The following is a 13,980-nucleotide window of genomic DNA, read 5'->3' on the forward strand; positions in this document are numbered from 1 at the left end:
TCCCCGACTGGTAGCTGCCCGTGACCGATCCGACGTCGCCTTCCGCCACGCCCGCCTTCCTGAACCATGACCGCCCGCCGGTGCCGGACCTGGTCGTCCCGCGCGGCGTGCTGCCCTTCCACCTGGAGGAACGGCCCGTCCGCGGCCGCCTGGTGCGGCTCGGCGCCCTGGCCGATGCGCTGCTCGGCCGCCACAGCCAGCACCCCGTGGTGCTGAAGCTGATGGGGGAGGCGCTGGCGCTGACCGCGGCGCTGGCCACCGCGCTGAAATACAAGGGGTCCTTCAGCCTCCAGGCCAAGGGCGACGGGCCCGTGACCATGCTGCTGGCGGATTGCACCGATGGCGGCGCGCTCCGCGGCACCGCCAAGGTGGATGCCGGGAAGCTGGAGGCGCTGCTGGCCCGGAACCCCGAGCCCAGCGCGCAGCAGCTGCTCGGCAAGGGCTACCTGGCCTTCACCTGCGACCAGGGCCCGGACATGGACCGCTACCAGGGCATCGTCGCCATCGAGGGCGACAGCCTGGCGGCGATGACCGGCGCCTATTTCGCGAATTCGGAGCAGCTGAAAAGCCAGGTCTGGCTGGCCTGCGGCCGCCACCTCTCCGGCTGGCGCGCCAGCGCGCTGGTGATCGAACGCGTGGCCGCCGATGGCGGCATCGGCGCCGCCGCGGATGCGGAGGAGCATGAGGATGCCTGGCACACCGCCCAGGTGCTGGCCAACACCATCACGCCGGCGGAACTGCTGGATGATGGCCTGTCGCCGGACCAGCTGCTGCACCGGCTGTTCCATGCCGAAGGCCTGGCCGCCGACCGCGCCCGCGCGCTGTCCTATGGCTGCCGCTGCTCCCGCGCGCGCCTCGCCTCCGTGCTGGAGAGCTTCGGGCAGGATGACCTGGACCACATGGCGGAAGCCGGGGCCATCACCATGACCTGCGAGTTCTGCGCGGTGGATTTCCGCTTCGACCGGGCGGAGGTCCGCGGCCAGGCCGGGCGCGCTTGAGCGGGACCGTTGCCCATCGGGCAAGGCCCGTGTCTAGTCAGCGCCGATTCCCGCCGGAGGCCCCGAACCCCATGACGATGCGCCGGTCGCTGCTCAAGGCCCCCCTGCTGCTCCCGCTCGGCCTCGCCGCCTGCGGGGGGGATCCCGAACCCGTGGCCCTGCCGCCGCTCGTCACCGGCTACCGGCACCTGACGCCGCTGCGCCTCAACGTCCAGGACATCGAGGTCGCGGACCCGCTGCCCGGCGCCGTCCAGATCTCCAGCCCCGCCCCCGCGCTGCGGCCGGATGTGGAGATGCGGCGCATGGCGGATGAACGCCTGGTGCCGGTGGGGACGGAAGGCCAGGGCCGCTTCATCATCAGCCAGGCGCGCTTCACCCGCGAAAGGCTGGCCGGCGGCGGGGGGCTCACCAGCCTCTTCGCCGGGGAGCCCGGGGAGCGCCTGACCTGCCAGCTGCTCTGCCGGCTGGAGATCCTCTCGCCCGAGGGCCGCCGCGTCGCCTTCGTGGAGGCCGAGGCCCGCCGCGGCCGCACCCTGCCGGATGGCGCCACCCCCGGCGCCCGCGCCCGCGCGGCGGAGGATGTGGTGCGCGACGCGATGGAGCAGCTGAACGTGGAGTTCGAGTTCCAGCTCCGCCGCACGCTCCGCGCCTGGATGCAGGATGCCGTGACCACCCCCGCCGCGCCGGCGCCGGAGACGGTGGAGCGCGAGGACCTCTCCGCCACCCGGCCCCGCTGAGGAACCCGCCCATGCCCGTCACCTTCGCCAACCCGGACGGCGTCCATGCCCCGGGATCGCGCTATTCCCACGCGGCCCTGGTGGAGGGTCCGGGCCGGCGCCTCGTCATCTCCGGCCAGATCGGCGTCCGCCCCGATGGCAGCATCGCCGCGGGCGGGGAGGCGCAGATCGCCCAGGCGCTGGCCAATCTCGGCGCCATCCTGGCCGCCCATGGCATGGGCCCCGCCAACATCGTGAAGATGGGCGTCTTCCTGACCGACCGCGCCCTGATCGGCCCCTGGCGGGCGGAGCGGGAGAAGTTCCTCGGCACGCTGGCGCCGACCAGCACCCTGCTGGTGGTGGCGGGCCTGGCCGATCCGCGCTTCCTGTTCGAGGTGGAGGCGGAAGCCGTCGCCTAGAGCACGCTGCGTTCAAATGAACGCAGCTCGTGCTCTAGAAGTCATTGAATCTAGAGCAAGAAATGCGTTCAGATGATTCCATCTGAACGCATATTGCTCTAGCCGTAGAGCGCCGCCAGCTGCGGCTCGCTGAACTGCTGCAGCTGCGCCTGGGTGAAGGCGGCGATCTGGCGGGCGCGGATGGCGGCCAGCTGCGCCGTCGTCACCGTCGCCAGCTGGCCATTGTCCAGCGCCGCCAGCGTGCCGGGGCGCATCGCCGCGAAGGCCTCCGCCCCCAGCGCCCCGATATCGCCGGGCTCCAGCGCCTGGAGCTGCAGCGTGGTCAGCCCCGGCGTATCCTCCGGCCCCAGCGCGGCCAGCGCATCGGTGGTCAGTGACGCCACCTGCGCCGTGGTCAGCGCCGCGATCTGCGTCGTGGTCAGCGCCCTGAGCTGCGTGGTGGTCAGGGCGCCGAGCTGGTCGGTCGTCAGCGCCAGCACCTGCACCGTGCTCAGCCCGCCGATCTGCGCGGTATCCAGCACGCCGATCTGCTCCGTCGTCAGCGCCCTGGTGGCGGAATAGCCCAGCGCGCCGACCTGCCCGGCGGAGAGCGCGCCGAGCATCGCCGTGGTCAGCGCGCCCATCTGGGCGGAGCCGAGCCCGCCCATCTGCGTGCTGGTCAGCCCCGCGATCCGCGTGCCGAGCGCGGCCAGCGTATCGGTGGTGAGCCCGGCGATGGCGCCGGAGGCCAGCGCCGGCAGGGCGGTGGAGGCGAGCGCCGTCACCGCCTCGCTCCCCAGCGCCGCCATCTGGGTGGAGACCAGGCCCGAAAGCTGCGTGGTGCTCATGGCCGGAAGCCGCGCCGTGAGGCTGGCGGGGCCGAGCCCGCCGATGGCCGCGGCCGGCAGCGCGCCGAACTGCGTCGTGGTCAGCGCCGCCACCTGGTCCGGCGACAGCGCCGCCAGCGCGGCGGAGCCCAGCGCGGCCACCTGGCCCGTCGTCAGCGCCCGCAGCTGCGTGGTGCCGAGGGCCGCCACCGCGCCGGGCTGCAGGCCGCCGATCACCGCTGGCGCCAGCACGACCAGCCGCGCCGTCCCCTGCGCCGCGACCGCGCCGGCCTGCAGCGCGCCGCCCTGGGTGGAGGTCAGCGCCGCCAGGCCATCCGTGGACAGCGCGGCGAGGAAGCCGGAATCCAGCGCGCCGACCGCCTCCGTGGACAGGCCGCGGAGGGTGGCGCTCGGCAGCGCGGCCAGGCCGGCGGTGCCGATCGCGGCCATGTCCTCCGCCGCCAGCGCGCCCGCCTGCCCGGCCGTGAGCGCCGCGACCTGCGTGGTGGCCAGCGCCGCCAGATGCGCCGTGCCCAGCGCGGCCAGGGTCGCCGGGCGCAGCGCGGCGATGGCGCCGGTGGAGAAGGTGGCGAACTCCCCCGCGTCCAGCGCCGCCACGGCCTCCGTCGCCAGGCCGGCGATGGCCTTGGTGGACAGCGCCGCCCATTGCGTGGTGCCGAAGCCGGCCAGCATGGTGGAGGTCAGCGCCGTGGCCTGCACCCGCGTCAGCGCGCCGAGCTGCGCCGTGCCCAGCGCGCCGATCCGGTCGGCACCCAGCGCCTCGACCTGGGAGGCGGTGAGGGCGCCGATCTGGGCGGTGGACAGCGTGGCGAAGCGCGCGGCCGGAAGCGTCGCCAGCCGTCCCGGCAGCACGCCCGACAGCGCCGCCGGCGCCAGCGCGGCGAGCCCGGTGGTGCCGAGCGCGTCCAGCGCCTCGCTCGTCAGCGCCGCGCCCTGGGCGGCGGTCAGGCCGCCGAGCTGGGTCGAGGACAGCGCGGCGAGCTGCGTCGTGGACAGGGCGGCGATGGCGGCGCTGGACAGCGCCGCGACCTGCGGCCGGCCGAGCGCGGCCAGGCCCGTGGTGCCCAGCGCCGCGACCGCCTGGTCCGACAGCCCCGCGATCCCGGTGGAGGAAAGGGCCGCGAGCTGGGTGGTGGCGAAGGCCGCGATGGCGGTGCTGGACAGCGCCGCCACCTGGGCGGAGCCCAGGCCCTGGAGCTGCCCCGGCAGCAGCCCCGCCAGCTGCGTCGTCGTCAGCGCCGCCAGCGTCGCCGGCGGGATGCCGCCGAGCGCGCCGGCGGAAAGCCCATCCAGCGCATCCACCGTGAGGCCCCGCACCGCCGCCGTGGAGAGGCCGGCCAGCGCGGCGGAGCCCAGCATCGCCACCTGCCCCGCGCTCAGCGCCGCCAGGCTGGCGGAGCCGAGCGCGGCCGTCTGCGCGGAGCCCAGCGCGCGGAGCTGCGGCAGCCGGAGCGCCGCCAGCGACGCCGTCCCCAGCGCGGCGAAGGCGTCCGAGGACAGGGCGGCGAGCGCGGCCGGCGGCAGCCCCGCCACCTGGTCCGGCCGCAGCGCGGCGATGGCGGTGGTGGACAGCGCGCCGAGCTGCGCGCCCCGCAGCGCCGCCATCTGGGTGCTGCCGAAGGCGCGCAGCTGGTCGGTGGACAGGCCGGCCAGATCCTCCGCACCCAGCCCCGCCATGCCATCGGCGGACAGCGCCGCGAGCTGCGTCGTCTCCAGCGACGCCACCTCCGGCGCCGTCAGCGCCTCCACCTGCGCGCGGCCCAGCGCGCGGATCTGGGTGGTGGTCAGCGCGTCCAGGTCCGCGCTGTCCAGCGCCGCCACCTGCGCCACGGTCAGCAGCGCCATGGCGGAGGCGCTGATGGCCGCGAGCTGCGCGCCGGAGAGGTCGCCGACATCCGCCGCCGCGATGGCCGCGAGCTGCCGCCCCTCCATCGCCGCGACCTGGGTGGAGGAGAGCGCGGCCAGGCCATCCCCGGACAGGCGGGCGACGGCGGCGGCGCGCAGCCCCGCGACCGCGGTGGGGGAGAGGGCGGCGATCTGCCCCGTGCCCAGCGCCGCCACCTGGGCGGGCTTGAGGGCCGCGACCTGCTGGCGCGTCAGGCTGCCGATCTGCGCGGTGGACAGCGCCGCCACCTGGTCCGTCCGCAGCGCGGCGATCCCCGCCGTCGGCATGGCCGCCAGCGCCGTCGCGCCAAGGGCGCCGATCGCCGCCGTGCCGAGCGCCGCCACCGCCTGGGGCCGCAGCGCCGCAAGCTGCGTGGCGCCCAGCGCCCCGGCCTGGGTGGCGGACAGCCCCGCGGCCTGGAGGGGCGAGAGCGCGGCGATGCCGGCCGGCGCGATGGCGCGCATCTGCGGGGCGCCGAGCGCGGCCAGCTGGCCGGAGGCGAGGGCGCCGACCGTGCGCGCCTGCAGGGCGGCGATGCCCGCGGTGCCGAAGGCGGCCAGCTGCGCGCTGCCGAGCGCCGGCGCCTGGGTGGAGGAAAGGCCGGACCAGGCGCGGCCGGGGATCTTGCCGATCGCCTCCGGCGTCAGCGCCGCCAGCTGGTCCGCCCGCATCACGGCGATGGCCTGCGGCGTCATGCGCGCGAGGAAGGGGTCGCCGAGCCCGGCGACCTGGTCGGGCGTCAGCGTGTTGATCGTCAGGCTCTGGCCCGCGGCCCGCAGCGTGACTGATGTGACCTGCATCGCCTCCGGCCCTTCCGCCGCGCCGCAGGTCGGGGACCGGCACGGGGGGAACAGGATGGCCTGGCGATGGTGAATATTTCGCGGCGAGGACGGCCGCGGGGGCGGGGGGCCGCCTGGCCCCCCGGCAGGCTCAGCCCTCCGCGCCCAGGCGCGGGGAGCCGATCATCGCCATGAATTCGCGGCGGGTGGAGGCATCGTCGCGGAAGGCGCCGAGCATGCGGGAGGTCACCATGCTGACGCCCGGCTTGTGGATGCCGCGCGTGGTCATGCACTGGTGCTGCGCCTCGATCACCACGGCGACGCCCTTGGGCTTCAGCACCGTCTCGATCGTGTTGGCGACCTGCGCCGTCAGCTTCTCCTGGATCTGCAGGCGCTTGGCATAGGCTTCCAGCACGCGGGCGAGCTTGGAGATGCCGACCACGCGGCCATCCGGGATATAGGCGATGTGCGCCCGGCCGATGATCGGCACCAGGTGGTGCTCGCAATGCGATTCCAGGCGGATGTCGCGCAGCACGACCATCTCGTCATAGCCGTCCGTCTCCTCGAAGGAACGGGCCAGCAGCTCGACGGGATCGGTGTCGTAGCCGCCGAAGAATTCCTCATAGGCGCGGGCGACGCGGGCGGGGGTATCGACCAGGCCCTCCCGGTTCGGGTCGTCGCCGGCCCAGAGCAGCAGGGTGCGGACGGCGGCCTCGGCCTCGGCACGCGAGGGACGCTGCAGGGTGGAGGCCTGGGGGGCGGCGATGCTGGGCGGGGTCTGGATGTTCACGGTCTTTGCTTCCTGATGGCGTCTGGATGCGGCGTCTGTCTTGGCGCGCCGCCGCGTCACGGCGCCTTCCTCTGGACGGGCAGATGGGGCGGGTTCCGGATCGCGCAATGCTTCGTGAACCCTTGCATGCCCCCTCCGCGTGGCCCGCATGGTGCCGGGGTGGGGTGGGGTCAGGTGGGGGGCTCGCCCTGCACGGGCTGGCTGCCCACGGCGCGCAGCAGCATGGTGATGGCGGCGGAGGCCGCGTCCACCGCCTCCGAATCATTGCCCTTGGCCACCAGCGCCACGCCGCCGCCGCCCATGCGGTAATAGGGGTAGCTGCCGATATCGAGGTCGGGCCACCGCTTCTGGATGTCGGCCAGCCCCTCCGCGATCCGCCCCTCCATCACGCCATTGGCGTGGACGGTGCGGGAGGCGATGGGCGGCCCGCCCTGCAGGGAGGGGGCCAGCGCCTCGAACATCGCCTGCATGATGCGCGGCACGCCGGCCATGACATGGACATTCTCCATGCTGAAGCCCGGCGCGATGGAGATGGCGTTGTCGATCAGCCGGGCGCCGCGCGGCATGGTGCCCATGCGCTGGCGGGCGGCATTGAACTCGCCCGGCTTGTAGTGGCGCTCCAGCCGCCCCCAGGCCTCCGGGTGCGGTTCCCAGGGCACGCCGAAGGCGGCGGCGATGCATTCGCTGGTGATGTCGTCATGCGTCGGCCCGATGCCGCCGGTGGTGAAGACGTGGTCGAACTTCCGGCGGACCTCGTTCACCGTCGCGACGATGGTGTCGCGGATGTCGGGGATGACGCGCACTTCCCGCAGCGGGATGCCGATCTCGCCCAGCCGCGTCGCGAGGAACTTGATGTTGGCGTCCTGCGTGCGGCCGGACAGCACCTCGTTGCCGATGACGAGGAGGCAGGCGACGGGATTCGATTCGGTCATGCAGCGGAGTCCTGGCGGCAGGCGGGTGCCGATGATGGCGAGGGGCCGGGCGCGCCGCTACAGGAAATCCCGCAGCAGCGCGACCAGCGGCTTGTCCGCCGGCGGCATGGCGTAGTCCGCCAGCTTCTGCGGCCGCACCCAGGCCAGGGCCTGTCCCTCCACCGCCGTCACCGGGCCGGACCAGCGCCGGCAGAGATAGAGCGGCATCAGCAGGTGGAAGGCCTCGTAGCCGTGGCTGGCGAAGGCGAAGGGCGCCAGGCAGCTTTCCGCGACATCGATCGCCAGCTCCTCCTTCAGCTCCCGGATCAGGGCGGCTTCCGGCGTCTCCCCGGCATGGACCTTGCCGCCGGGGAATTCCCAGAGGCCCGCGAGCGGCTTGCCTTCCGGCCGCCGCGCCAGCAGCACGCGGCCATCGCCATCGATCAGCGCGCAGGCGGCGACCAGGAGGATCTTCTTGCCCGGCGCCCCGGCGGGCCCATCGGCCAGCGCCGGCGCGGCGGGCGGGGTGGCGGAAGGGGCGGGGGTGGGCAGGTCGGCACGGGTCATGGCGAAGAGCTTGACCGGCATCGGCCCGCCCCGCGCAACGAAATCCCGCACGCCCTCCCCCGTCTCCCGGAAGCCGATGCGGGCCAGCAGCTTCTGGCTGCGTTCGTTGTCCACCAGGGCGGAGGCGACCAGGCGGTCCACGTCGATATGGGCGAAGGCCCAGCTGACGATGCGCGCCGCGGCTTCCGGCCCCACGCCATGGCCCCAGAAGCGGCGGCCGACCCAGTAGCCCAGCTCCGCCTCCCGCTTCGCCGCATCGCGCGTCAGGCCGATGCAGCCCACCAGCACCTCCCGCTCCTCCGCCGTGTCGGCGCCTTCCAGCCCGGTGATGGCGAGGTGCCAGGCCAGCCCCTCCGCCATCTGCGCGCGGGTGGAGGCGATCCATTCATCCGCGAGGTCGCGGGGATAGGGGAAGGGCACGCGCGCCAGGGTCTTGGCCACTTCCCAGTCATTCACCAGGCGGTGCAGGTCGGCCGCATCCTCCGGCCGCAGGGGGCGGATGGTCAGGCGTTCCGTGCGCAGCGGCGTGAAGGGCGGCGGCGCGAGGGGATCCGGCTCATCCCCGGGGGGCGAGGCGGCCGGCGCAAGGGGGGAGGTGGTCGCCATGGGTAGGGCGGGGTCCTGCGGCGTTCGAACGGGGCGATCCCGCCCGCCGGGCCGATCACGACCTGGTGGGTGGGGGTTGCCCCGGTCTTAACGCCGGGACTCGGGCGCTGTCAGGCGGCGTGCCGGGGGCGGGCGGAAAGTTTCCGCCGCTGTGTCCCGCGCGCCCCTCGTCTCAGCTGCGATACGACCCGTTGATGTCGATGTAGCCATGCGTCAGGTCGCAGGTCCACACGGTCGCCTTGCCGCGGCCGAGGCCGATATCGACCTCGATATGCACTTCCCGGCCCTTCATGTGGGCGACGACCGGCGTCTCGTCATAGCCCGGCACCACGCCGCCTTCGCGGGCCATCCAGGTGCCGCCGACGGCAACCGAGAGGCTGTCGCGGTCCGCGGGCTCCCCCGCCTTGCCGACGGCCATGACGATGCGGCCCCAATTCGCGTCCTCGCCCGCGATCGCGGTCTTCACCAGCGGCGAATTGGCGATGGACATGGCGATGCGGTGCGCGGACTTCGCGCTGACCGCGCCGGTGACGTCGATCTGGATCAGCTTCTGCGCGCCCTCTCCGTCGCGCGCGACCATGAGGGCCAGGTCCATCAGCACCTCATGCACCGCGCGGGTGAAGTCGCGCAGCATCGCGCCGCCCTCGGCCGGGACGCGGGGGTGCTTGGTGGCGCCGGTGGCGAACATCAGCACGGTGTCGCTGGTGGAGGTGTCGCTGTCGACCGTGACGCAGTTGAAGGAACGGTCGCTGCCCTTGGAGAGGATCTTCTGCAGCACGGGCGCGGGAATCTTCGCGTCGGTCGCCAGGAAGCAGAGCATCGTCGCCATGTCGGGCGCGATCATGCCGCTGCCCTTGGCGATGCCGCTGACCGTCACGGTCGCGTCGCCGATCCTGGCCGTCCGGGTCGAGCCCTTGGGGAAGGTGTCGGTGGTCATGATGGCGCGGGCCGCGCCCTGCCAGCCATCATCGCCCAGCGCGCCGAACAGGCCGGGCAGGGCGGCCACCAGCTTCTCGGTCGGCAGCTTCTCCCCGATCACGCCGGTGGAGGCGAGGAAGACCTCCTTCGGCTTGCAGCCCGCGAGCTGCGCCATGGCGGCCGCCGTGTCGGCGCAGGTCTGCCGGCCGGCCTTGCCGGTGAAGACGTTGGAATTGCCGGCGGTCACCACCAGCGCGCGGGCCTTGCCACCCGCCAGTGCGGCGCGGCACCAATCCACCGGCGCGCCCGGGCACTTGTTCTTCGTGAAGACGCCCGCGACGGTCGTCCCCTGCGGGAAGACCATCATCGTCACATCCTCCCGCGTCGTGTAGCGGATGGCGGCGCGGCCGGAGCCGAGGCGCACCCCCGCCACCGGCGGCAGTTCCGGCAGGGGCAAAGCGAGGGGGGAGACGGGAAGGTCCTTGCCGGCCATGGGCGTCGTCTTCTTCTAGCGGCGGGGTTGGGCGGGGGCGGGCGCCGGCGGCGCGGCGCGGTCGAGCAGCGAGGGCGCGGGCGCCGGGCTGCCATCCATGCCGAAGCGCTCGATGCGCGCGGCGGCGCGGATGCGCTCCACCTCCGCGTTCACGCCTTCCTCGAAGGCGGTCTGGCGGAGACCCTCGCGGGCTTCCTCGAAGGGCGGCGGCGGCACGGCGCGGCGTTCCTCCACCTTGATGACGTGCCAGCCGAACTGGGTGCGGACCGGGGTGGTGCTGATCTGGCCGGGCTGCATGGCGAAGGCGGCCTCGGCGAATTCCGGGATCATGTCGCCGCGCTTGAAGAAGCCGAGGTCCCCGCCCTCGCGGGAGCCGGGGCCGGTGGAGCGGCGGCGCGCCACCTCGGCGAAATCGGCGCCGGGGCGGCGGGCCTCGGCCATGGCAGTGCGGGCCTCGGCCTCGGTCGGCGTCAGGATGTGGCGGGCGCGCACCTCCTCCTCCGCCGGGCGGGCGGCGATGTCACGCTGATAGCGGGCGCGCAGCGCCTCCTCGGTCAGCAGGGGCTGGACCGCGCGGGTGATCAGGGCCTGCTGGAGGGTCTCCTCCTCCACCCGGCGCAGCCGGGCGGCCACTTCCGGCTCCTGCGCCAGGTTGGCGGCGCGGGCGGCCTGGGTGATGGCCTTCTGGGTGATCATCTGGTCCAGCAGCAGGGGGAAGAGCATCTGCGGCGGCATGTTCCGCAGCTCCTCCGGCAGGCGGCGGGCTTCCTCCTGCACATCCTCCAGGCGGATCTCCTGCCCATCGACGCGGGCGACCACGGGATTGGCGGGTGGGGTGCCCTGGGCCAGGGCCATGCCGGCCGGCAGCATCAGGGCGGCGAACAGCAGGGCCGTGCGGCGCATTCGGGGGTTCTCCGTCAGGTGCCGGAACATGGCCGATGACGGTCACAGCCACAAGAACGGGGGGGTGGGGGTTGTGGCCCGGCGCCATCGCGTCGCCGGCCACGGCGCATCGCGTCGCCGGGGCTCGGCGCATCGCGTCGCCGGGGCCCGGCGCCGTCGCATTGCCGGGGCTCGGCGCATCGCGTTGACGTGGCGGGGTCGCCCGCCTATCTCTGCCGCTGCCGCGCCGCCGCCGGCAATGGGCCCTTGCCTGGCCGGCCGCGCCCCCCGATCCATTCGGCGCGGGCGCCCCGCCCGGCGGACCCGGGCCGGCGCCGCGCCGGCCGGAGACCCCAGGACCCCATGTTCCAACGCCTCGTCCGCGCCTTCTTTGGCACTTCCAACGACCGCCAGGTCAAGCGCTACCAGGCGCGGGTGCCGGCGATCAATGCGCTGGAGCCCAGCTTCGCCGCGCTGTCGGATGACGCGCTGCGCGCCAAGACCGCCGAGTTCCGCGCGGCGCTGGCCGCGGGCAAGACGCTCGACGACATCCAGGCGGAGGCCTTCGCGACGGTGCGGGAGGCCGCCAAGCGCGTGCTCGGCCTGCGGCACTTCGACGTGCAGATGATCGGCGGCATGGTGCTGCATGACGGCCGGATCGCGGAGATGAAGACCGGCGAGGGCAAGACCCTGGTCGCGACGCTGCCCGTCTATCTCAACGCGCTGCCCGCCAAGGGCGTGCATGTCGTCACCGTGAACGACTACCTGGCGAAGCGCGACAGCGAATGGATGGGGCGGATCTACCGCTTCCTCGGCCTCAGCGTCGGCGTCATCGTCCATGGCATGACGGATGACGAGCGGCGCGACGCCTATGCCTGCGACGTCACCTACGGCACCAACAACGAATTCGGCTTCGACTACCTGCGCGACAACATGAAGTACCGGCTGGAGGAGATGGTCCAGCGCGACTTCGCCTTCGCCATCGTGGACGAGGTGGACAGCATCCTGGTGGATGAGGCGCGCACGCCGCTGATCATCTCCGGCCCCACCGACGATACCTCGGAGCTCTACAACCGCGTGGACGCGGTGATGAAGGAGCTGGTGAAGGACAAGTCGCTCTACGAGAAGGACGAGAAGTTCAAGACCGTCCATCTGCTGGAGAACGGCACGGAGGCGCTGGAGCAGGCGCTGACGGCGGCGGGGCTGCTGACGGAGGGCAACCTCTACGACAGTTCCAACGTCACGCTGGTGCACCACGCCAACCAGTCGCTGCGCGCGCATGTCCTGTTCACCAAGGACGTGGACTACATCGTCCGCCAGGACAAGGTCGTCATCATCGACGAATTCACCGGCCGCATGATGGAAGGCCGCCGCTACTCCGACGGCCTGCACCAGGCGCTGGAGGCGAAGGAGCATGTGACGGTCCAGCCCGAGAACCAGACGCTGGCCTCCATCACCTTCCAGAACTACTTTCGTCTGTATCCCAAGCTCGCGGGCATGACGGGAACCGCTTCCACGGAAGCGGACGAGTTCGCGGAGATCTACAAGCTCGAGGTCGTGGAGATCCCGACCAACGTGCCGGTCGCGCGCATCGATTCCGACGACGAGGTCTACAAGTCCGCGCGCGAGAAGTACGAGGCGGTGGGCACGCTGATCGAGGAGGCGCGGGCCAAGGGCCAGCCCATCCTGGTCGGCACCACCAGCATCGAGAAGAGCGAGCTGATCAGCGAGATCCTGAAGAAGCGCGGCGTGCCGCACCAGGTGCTGAACGCGCGCTACCACGAACAGGAAGCCGGCATCGTGGCGCAGGCCGGCCGGCCCGGCGCCGTCACCATCGCCACCAACATGGCCGGCCGCGGCACGGACATCCAGCTCGGCGGCAATGCCGACATGCTGGCCCGCGCCGAGGTCGGCAACAGCGACAGCCCGGAATACGAGGCCGCGCTCGCCCGCCACAAGGCGGAGGTGGAGGCCGTGCGCCCGGCCGTGAAGGCCTCCGGCGGCCTGCTCGTCATCGGCACGGAGCGGCATGAGAGCCGGCGCATCGACAACCAGCTGCGCGGCCGCTCCGGCCGCCAGGGCGACCCGGGCGCCAGCCGCTTCTTCCTCTCGCTCGAGGACGACCTCATGCGGATCTTCGGATCCGACCGCATGGGCGGGATGCTCCAGAAGCTCGGCCTGAAGGAGGGGGAGGCGATCGTCCACCCCTGGATCAACAAGGCGCTCGAGAAGGCGCAGAAGAAGGTCGAGGCGCGCAACTTCGACACGCGCAAGAACCTGCTGAAATACGACGACGTCATGAACAACCAGCGCAAGGAGGTCTATGCCCAGCGCCGGTCCTTCATGACCGCGCCGGACGTGGCGGAGACGGTGGCCGAGATGCGGCGGGAGACGATCGGCAAGCTGGTCGATGCCGCGATCCCGGAGAACGCCTATCCCGAGCAGTGGGACCTGGCCGGGCTGCAGGAGAAGGTGCTGAACATCCTGGGCCTCGACCTGCCCGTCGCCGACTGGGCGCGGGAGGAGGGGATCGACGAGACGCAGGTGCGGGAGCGGCTGGAGAAGGCCGCGGACGAAGCCTACGCCGCGCGCGTCGCCAATATCGGCCCCGACCTGATGCGCATGGTGGAGAAGAGCCTGCTGCTGCAGATCTTCGACGCGGTGTGGAAGGAACACCTGCTGTCGCTGGACCATCTGCGCCAGGGCATCGGGCTGCGCGCCTATGGCCAGCGGGACCCGCTGAACGAATACAAGTCCGAGGCCTTCAACCTGTTCAACGGCATGCTGGAGGATCTGCGGGAGCGCACCACCAGCGTGCTGATGCGCATCGACATCCGCCCGGACGCCCCCCCGCCCATGCCGGAGCCGGTGCGGGTGATGGACATGCGCCACGATGCGCCGCCGAACGAGCTGGAATACGCGGATGGCCCGCCGCCGCCCATGGAATACGGCACGGCGACGCAGGCCGCCCGCCAGCCCATGGTGGCCGCCAGCGTGGACCCGAACGACCCCGCCACCTGGGCGGCGACGCCGCGCAACGCGCCCTGCCCCTGCGGGTCGGGCAAGAAGTACAAGCACTGCCACGGTCGCGCATAGCGCCCAATGAAATCAATGTGGTAGCAGCCAAGCCTAAGGGTTTTGGCTGTTAGGCACTTGCTGGGCACATGAAAATCCTGCAGGCAGTTATGC

General features: G+C 72.7%; 10 protein-coding genes. 4 read left to right on the top strand and 6 right to left on the bottom strand.

Annotation, left to right across the window (positions count from 1 at the left end; all coding sequences use genetic code 11):
* The first annotated feature begins 20 nt into the window (after window positions 1-20).
* From hslO to JJI54_RS09540, 3 genes are all read left to right on the top strand, one after another.
* Complete coding sequence (gene hslO / locus JJI54_RS09530; protein WP_203072724.1) at window positions 21-998, top strand: Hsp33 family molecular chaperone HslO; 978 nt, start codon at window positions 21-23, stop codon at window positions 996-998.
* A gap of 71 nt (window positions 999-1,069) precedes the next feature.
* Entirely contained in the window at window positions 1,070-1,735 is a 666-nt protein-coding gene (locus tag JJI54_RS09535) for a hypothetical protein (RefSeq protein WP_203072725.1), read from the top strand.
* A gap of 11 nt (window positions 1,736-1,746) precedes the next feature.
* Window positions 1,747-2,133 carry a RidA family protein gene (locus JJI54_RS09540; RefSeq protein ID WP_203072726.1) on the top strand — a complete coding sequence of 129 codons (387 nt, stop codon included), beginning with the start codon at window positions 1,747-1,749 and terminating at the stop codon, window positions 2,131-2,133.
* 98 nt (window positions 2,134-2,231) lie between these two features.
* Here the strand turns inward: JJI54_RS09540 and JJI54_RS32630 are convergent, their stop codons facing one another.
* From JJI54_RS32630 to JJI54_RS09570, 6 genes are all read right to left on the bottom strand, one after another.
* Window positions 2,232-5,645 carry a beta strand repeat-containing protein gene (locus tag JJI54_RS32630; protein ID WP_203072727.1) on the bottom strand — a complete coding sequence of 1,138 codons (3,414 nt, stop codon included), beginning with the start codon at window positions 5,643-5,645 and terminating at the stop codon, window positions 2,232-2,234.
* 130 nt (window positions 5,646-5,775) lie between these two features.
* Window positions 5,776-6,414 carry a GTP cyclohydrolase I FolE gene (folE, locus tag JJI54_RS09550; RefSeq protein ID WP_203072728.1) on the bottom strand — a complete coding sequence of 213 codons (639 nt, stop codon included), beginning with the start codon at window positions 6,412-6,414 and terminating at the stop codon, window positions 5,776-5,778.
* 170 nt (window positions 6,415-6,584) lie between these two features.
* Window positions 6,585-7,346 carry a competence/damage-inducible protein A gene (locus tag JJI54_RS09555; protein WP_203072729.1) on the bottom strand — a complete coding sequence of 254 codons (762 nt, stop codon included), beginning with the start codon at window positions 7,344-7,346 and terminating at the stop codon, window positions 6,585-6,587.
* 57 nt (window positions 7,347-7,403) lie between these two features.
* Complete coding sequence (locus tag JJI54_RS09560) at window positions 7,404-8,498, bottom strand: bifunctional GNAT family N-acetyltransferase/(deoxy)nucleoside triphosphate pyrophosphohydrolase (protein ID WP_203072730.1); 1,095 nt, start codon at window positions 8,496-8,498, stop codon at window positions 7,404-7,406.
* Between the two features lie 172 nt (window positions 8,499-8,670).
* Window positions 8,671-9,909: a bifunctional glutamate N-acetyltransferase/amino-acid acetyltransferase ArgJ gene (argJ, locus tag JJI54_RS09565; protein WP_203072731.1), complete on the bottom strand. Its 1,239-nt coding sequence runs from the start codon at window positions 9,907-9,909 to the stop codon at window positions 8,671-8,673.
* Window positions 9,910-9,924: 15 nt separating this feature from the next.
* Window positions 9,925-10,812, bottom strand: coding sequence for a peptidylprolyl isomerase (locus JJI54_RS09570; RefSeq protein ID WP_226381585.1), 888 nt, complete (start codon window positions 10,810-10,812; stop codon window positions 9,925-9,927).
* A 342-nt stretch (window positions 10,813-11,154) separates the two neighbouring features.
* On the opposite strand from JJI54_RS09570, the gene secA reads away from it, so the two are divergent.
* A complete protein-coding gene (gene secA / locus JJI54_RS09575; RefSeq protein WP_203072733.1) occupies window positions 11,155-13,887 on the top strand; it encodes a preprotein translocase subunit SecA in 2,733 nt (910 codons plus the stop codon).
* Window positions 13,888-13,980: the final 93 nt, after the last annotated feature.

Origin of the sequence: Falsiroseomonas ponticola, assembly GCF_016805305.1 — a bacterium.
Classification (GTDB): Bacteria; Pseudomonadota; Alphaproteobacteria; order Acetobacterales; family Acetobacteraceae; genus Falsiroseomonas; species Falsiroseomonas ponticola.

Bases quoted from the DNA above. Each gene is read 5' to 3' on its own strand.
- JJI54_RS09540 (WP_203072726.1), top strand. From the start codon at position 1,747: ATGCCCGTCACCTTCGCCAACCCGGACGGCGTCCATGCCCCGGGATCG.
- JJI54_RS09560 (WP_203072730.1), bottom strand. From the start codon at position 8,498: ATGGCGACCACCTCCCCCCTTGCGCCGGCCGCCTCGCCCCCCGGGGAT.
- JJI54_RS09535 (WP_203072725.1), top strand. From the start codon at position 1,070: ATGACGATGCGCCGGTCGCTGCTCAAGGCCCCCCTGCTGCTCCCGCTC.
- JJI54_RS32630 (WP_203072727.1), bottom strand. From the start codon at position 5,645: ATGCAGGTCACATCAGTCACGCTGCGGGCCGCGGGCCAGAGCCTGACG.
- secA (WP_203072733.1), top strand. From the start codon at position 11,155: ATGTTCCAACGCCTCGTCCGCGCCTTCTTTGGCACTTCCAACGACCGC.
- JJI54_RS09570 (WP_226381585.1), bottom strand. From the start codon at position 10,812: ATGCGCCGCACGGCCCTGCTGTTCGCCGCCCTGATGCTGCCGGCCGGC.
- JJI54_RS09555 (WP_203072729.1), bottom strand. From the start codon at position 7,346: ATGACCGAATCGAATCCCGTCGCCTGCCTCCTCGTCATCGGCAACGAG.
- argJ (WP_203072731.1), bottom strand. From the start codon at position 9,909: ATGGCCGGCAAGGACCTTCCCGTCTCCCCCCTCGCTTTGCCCCTGCCG.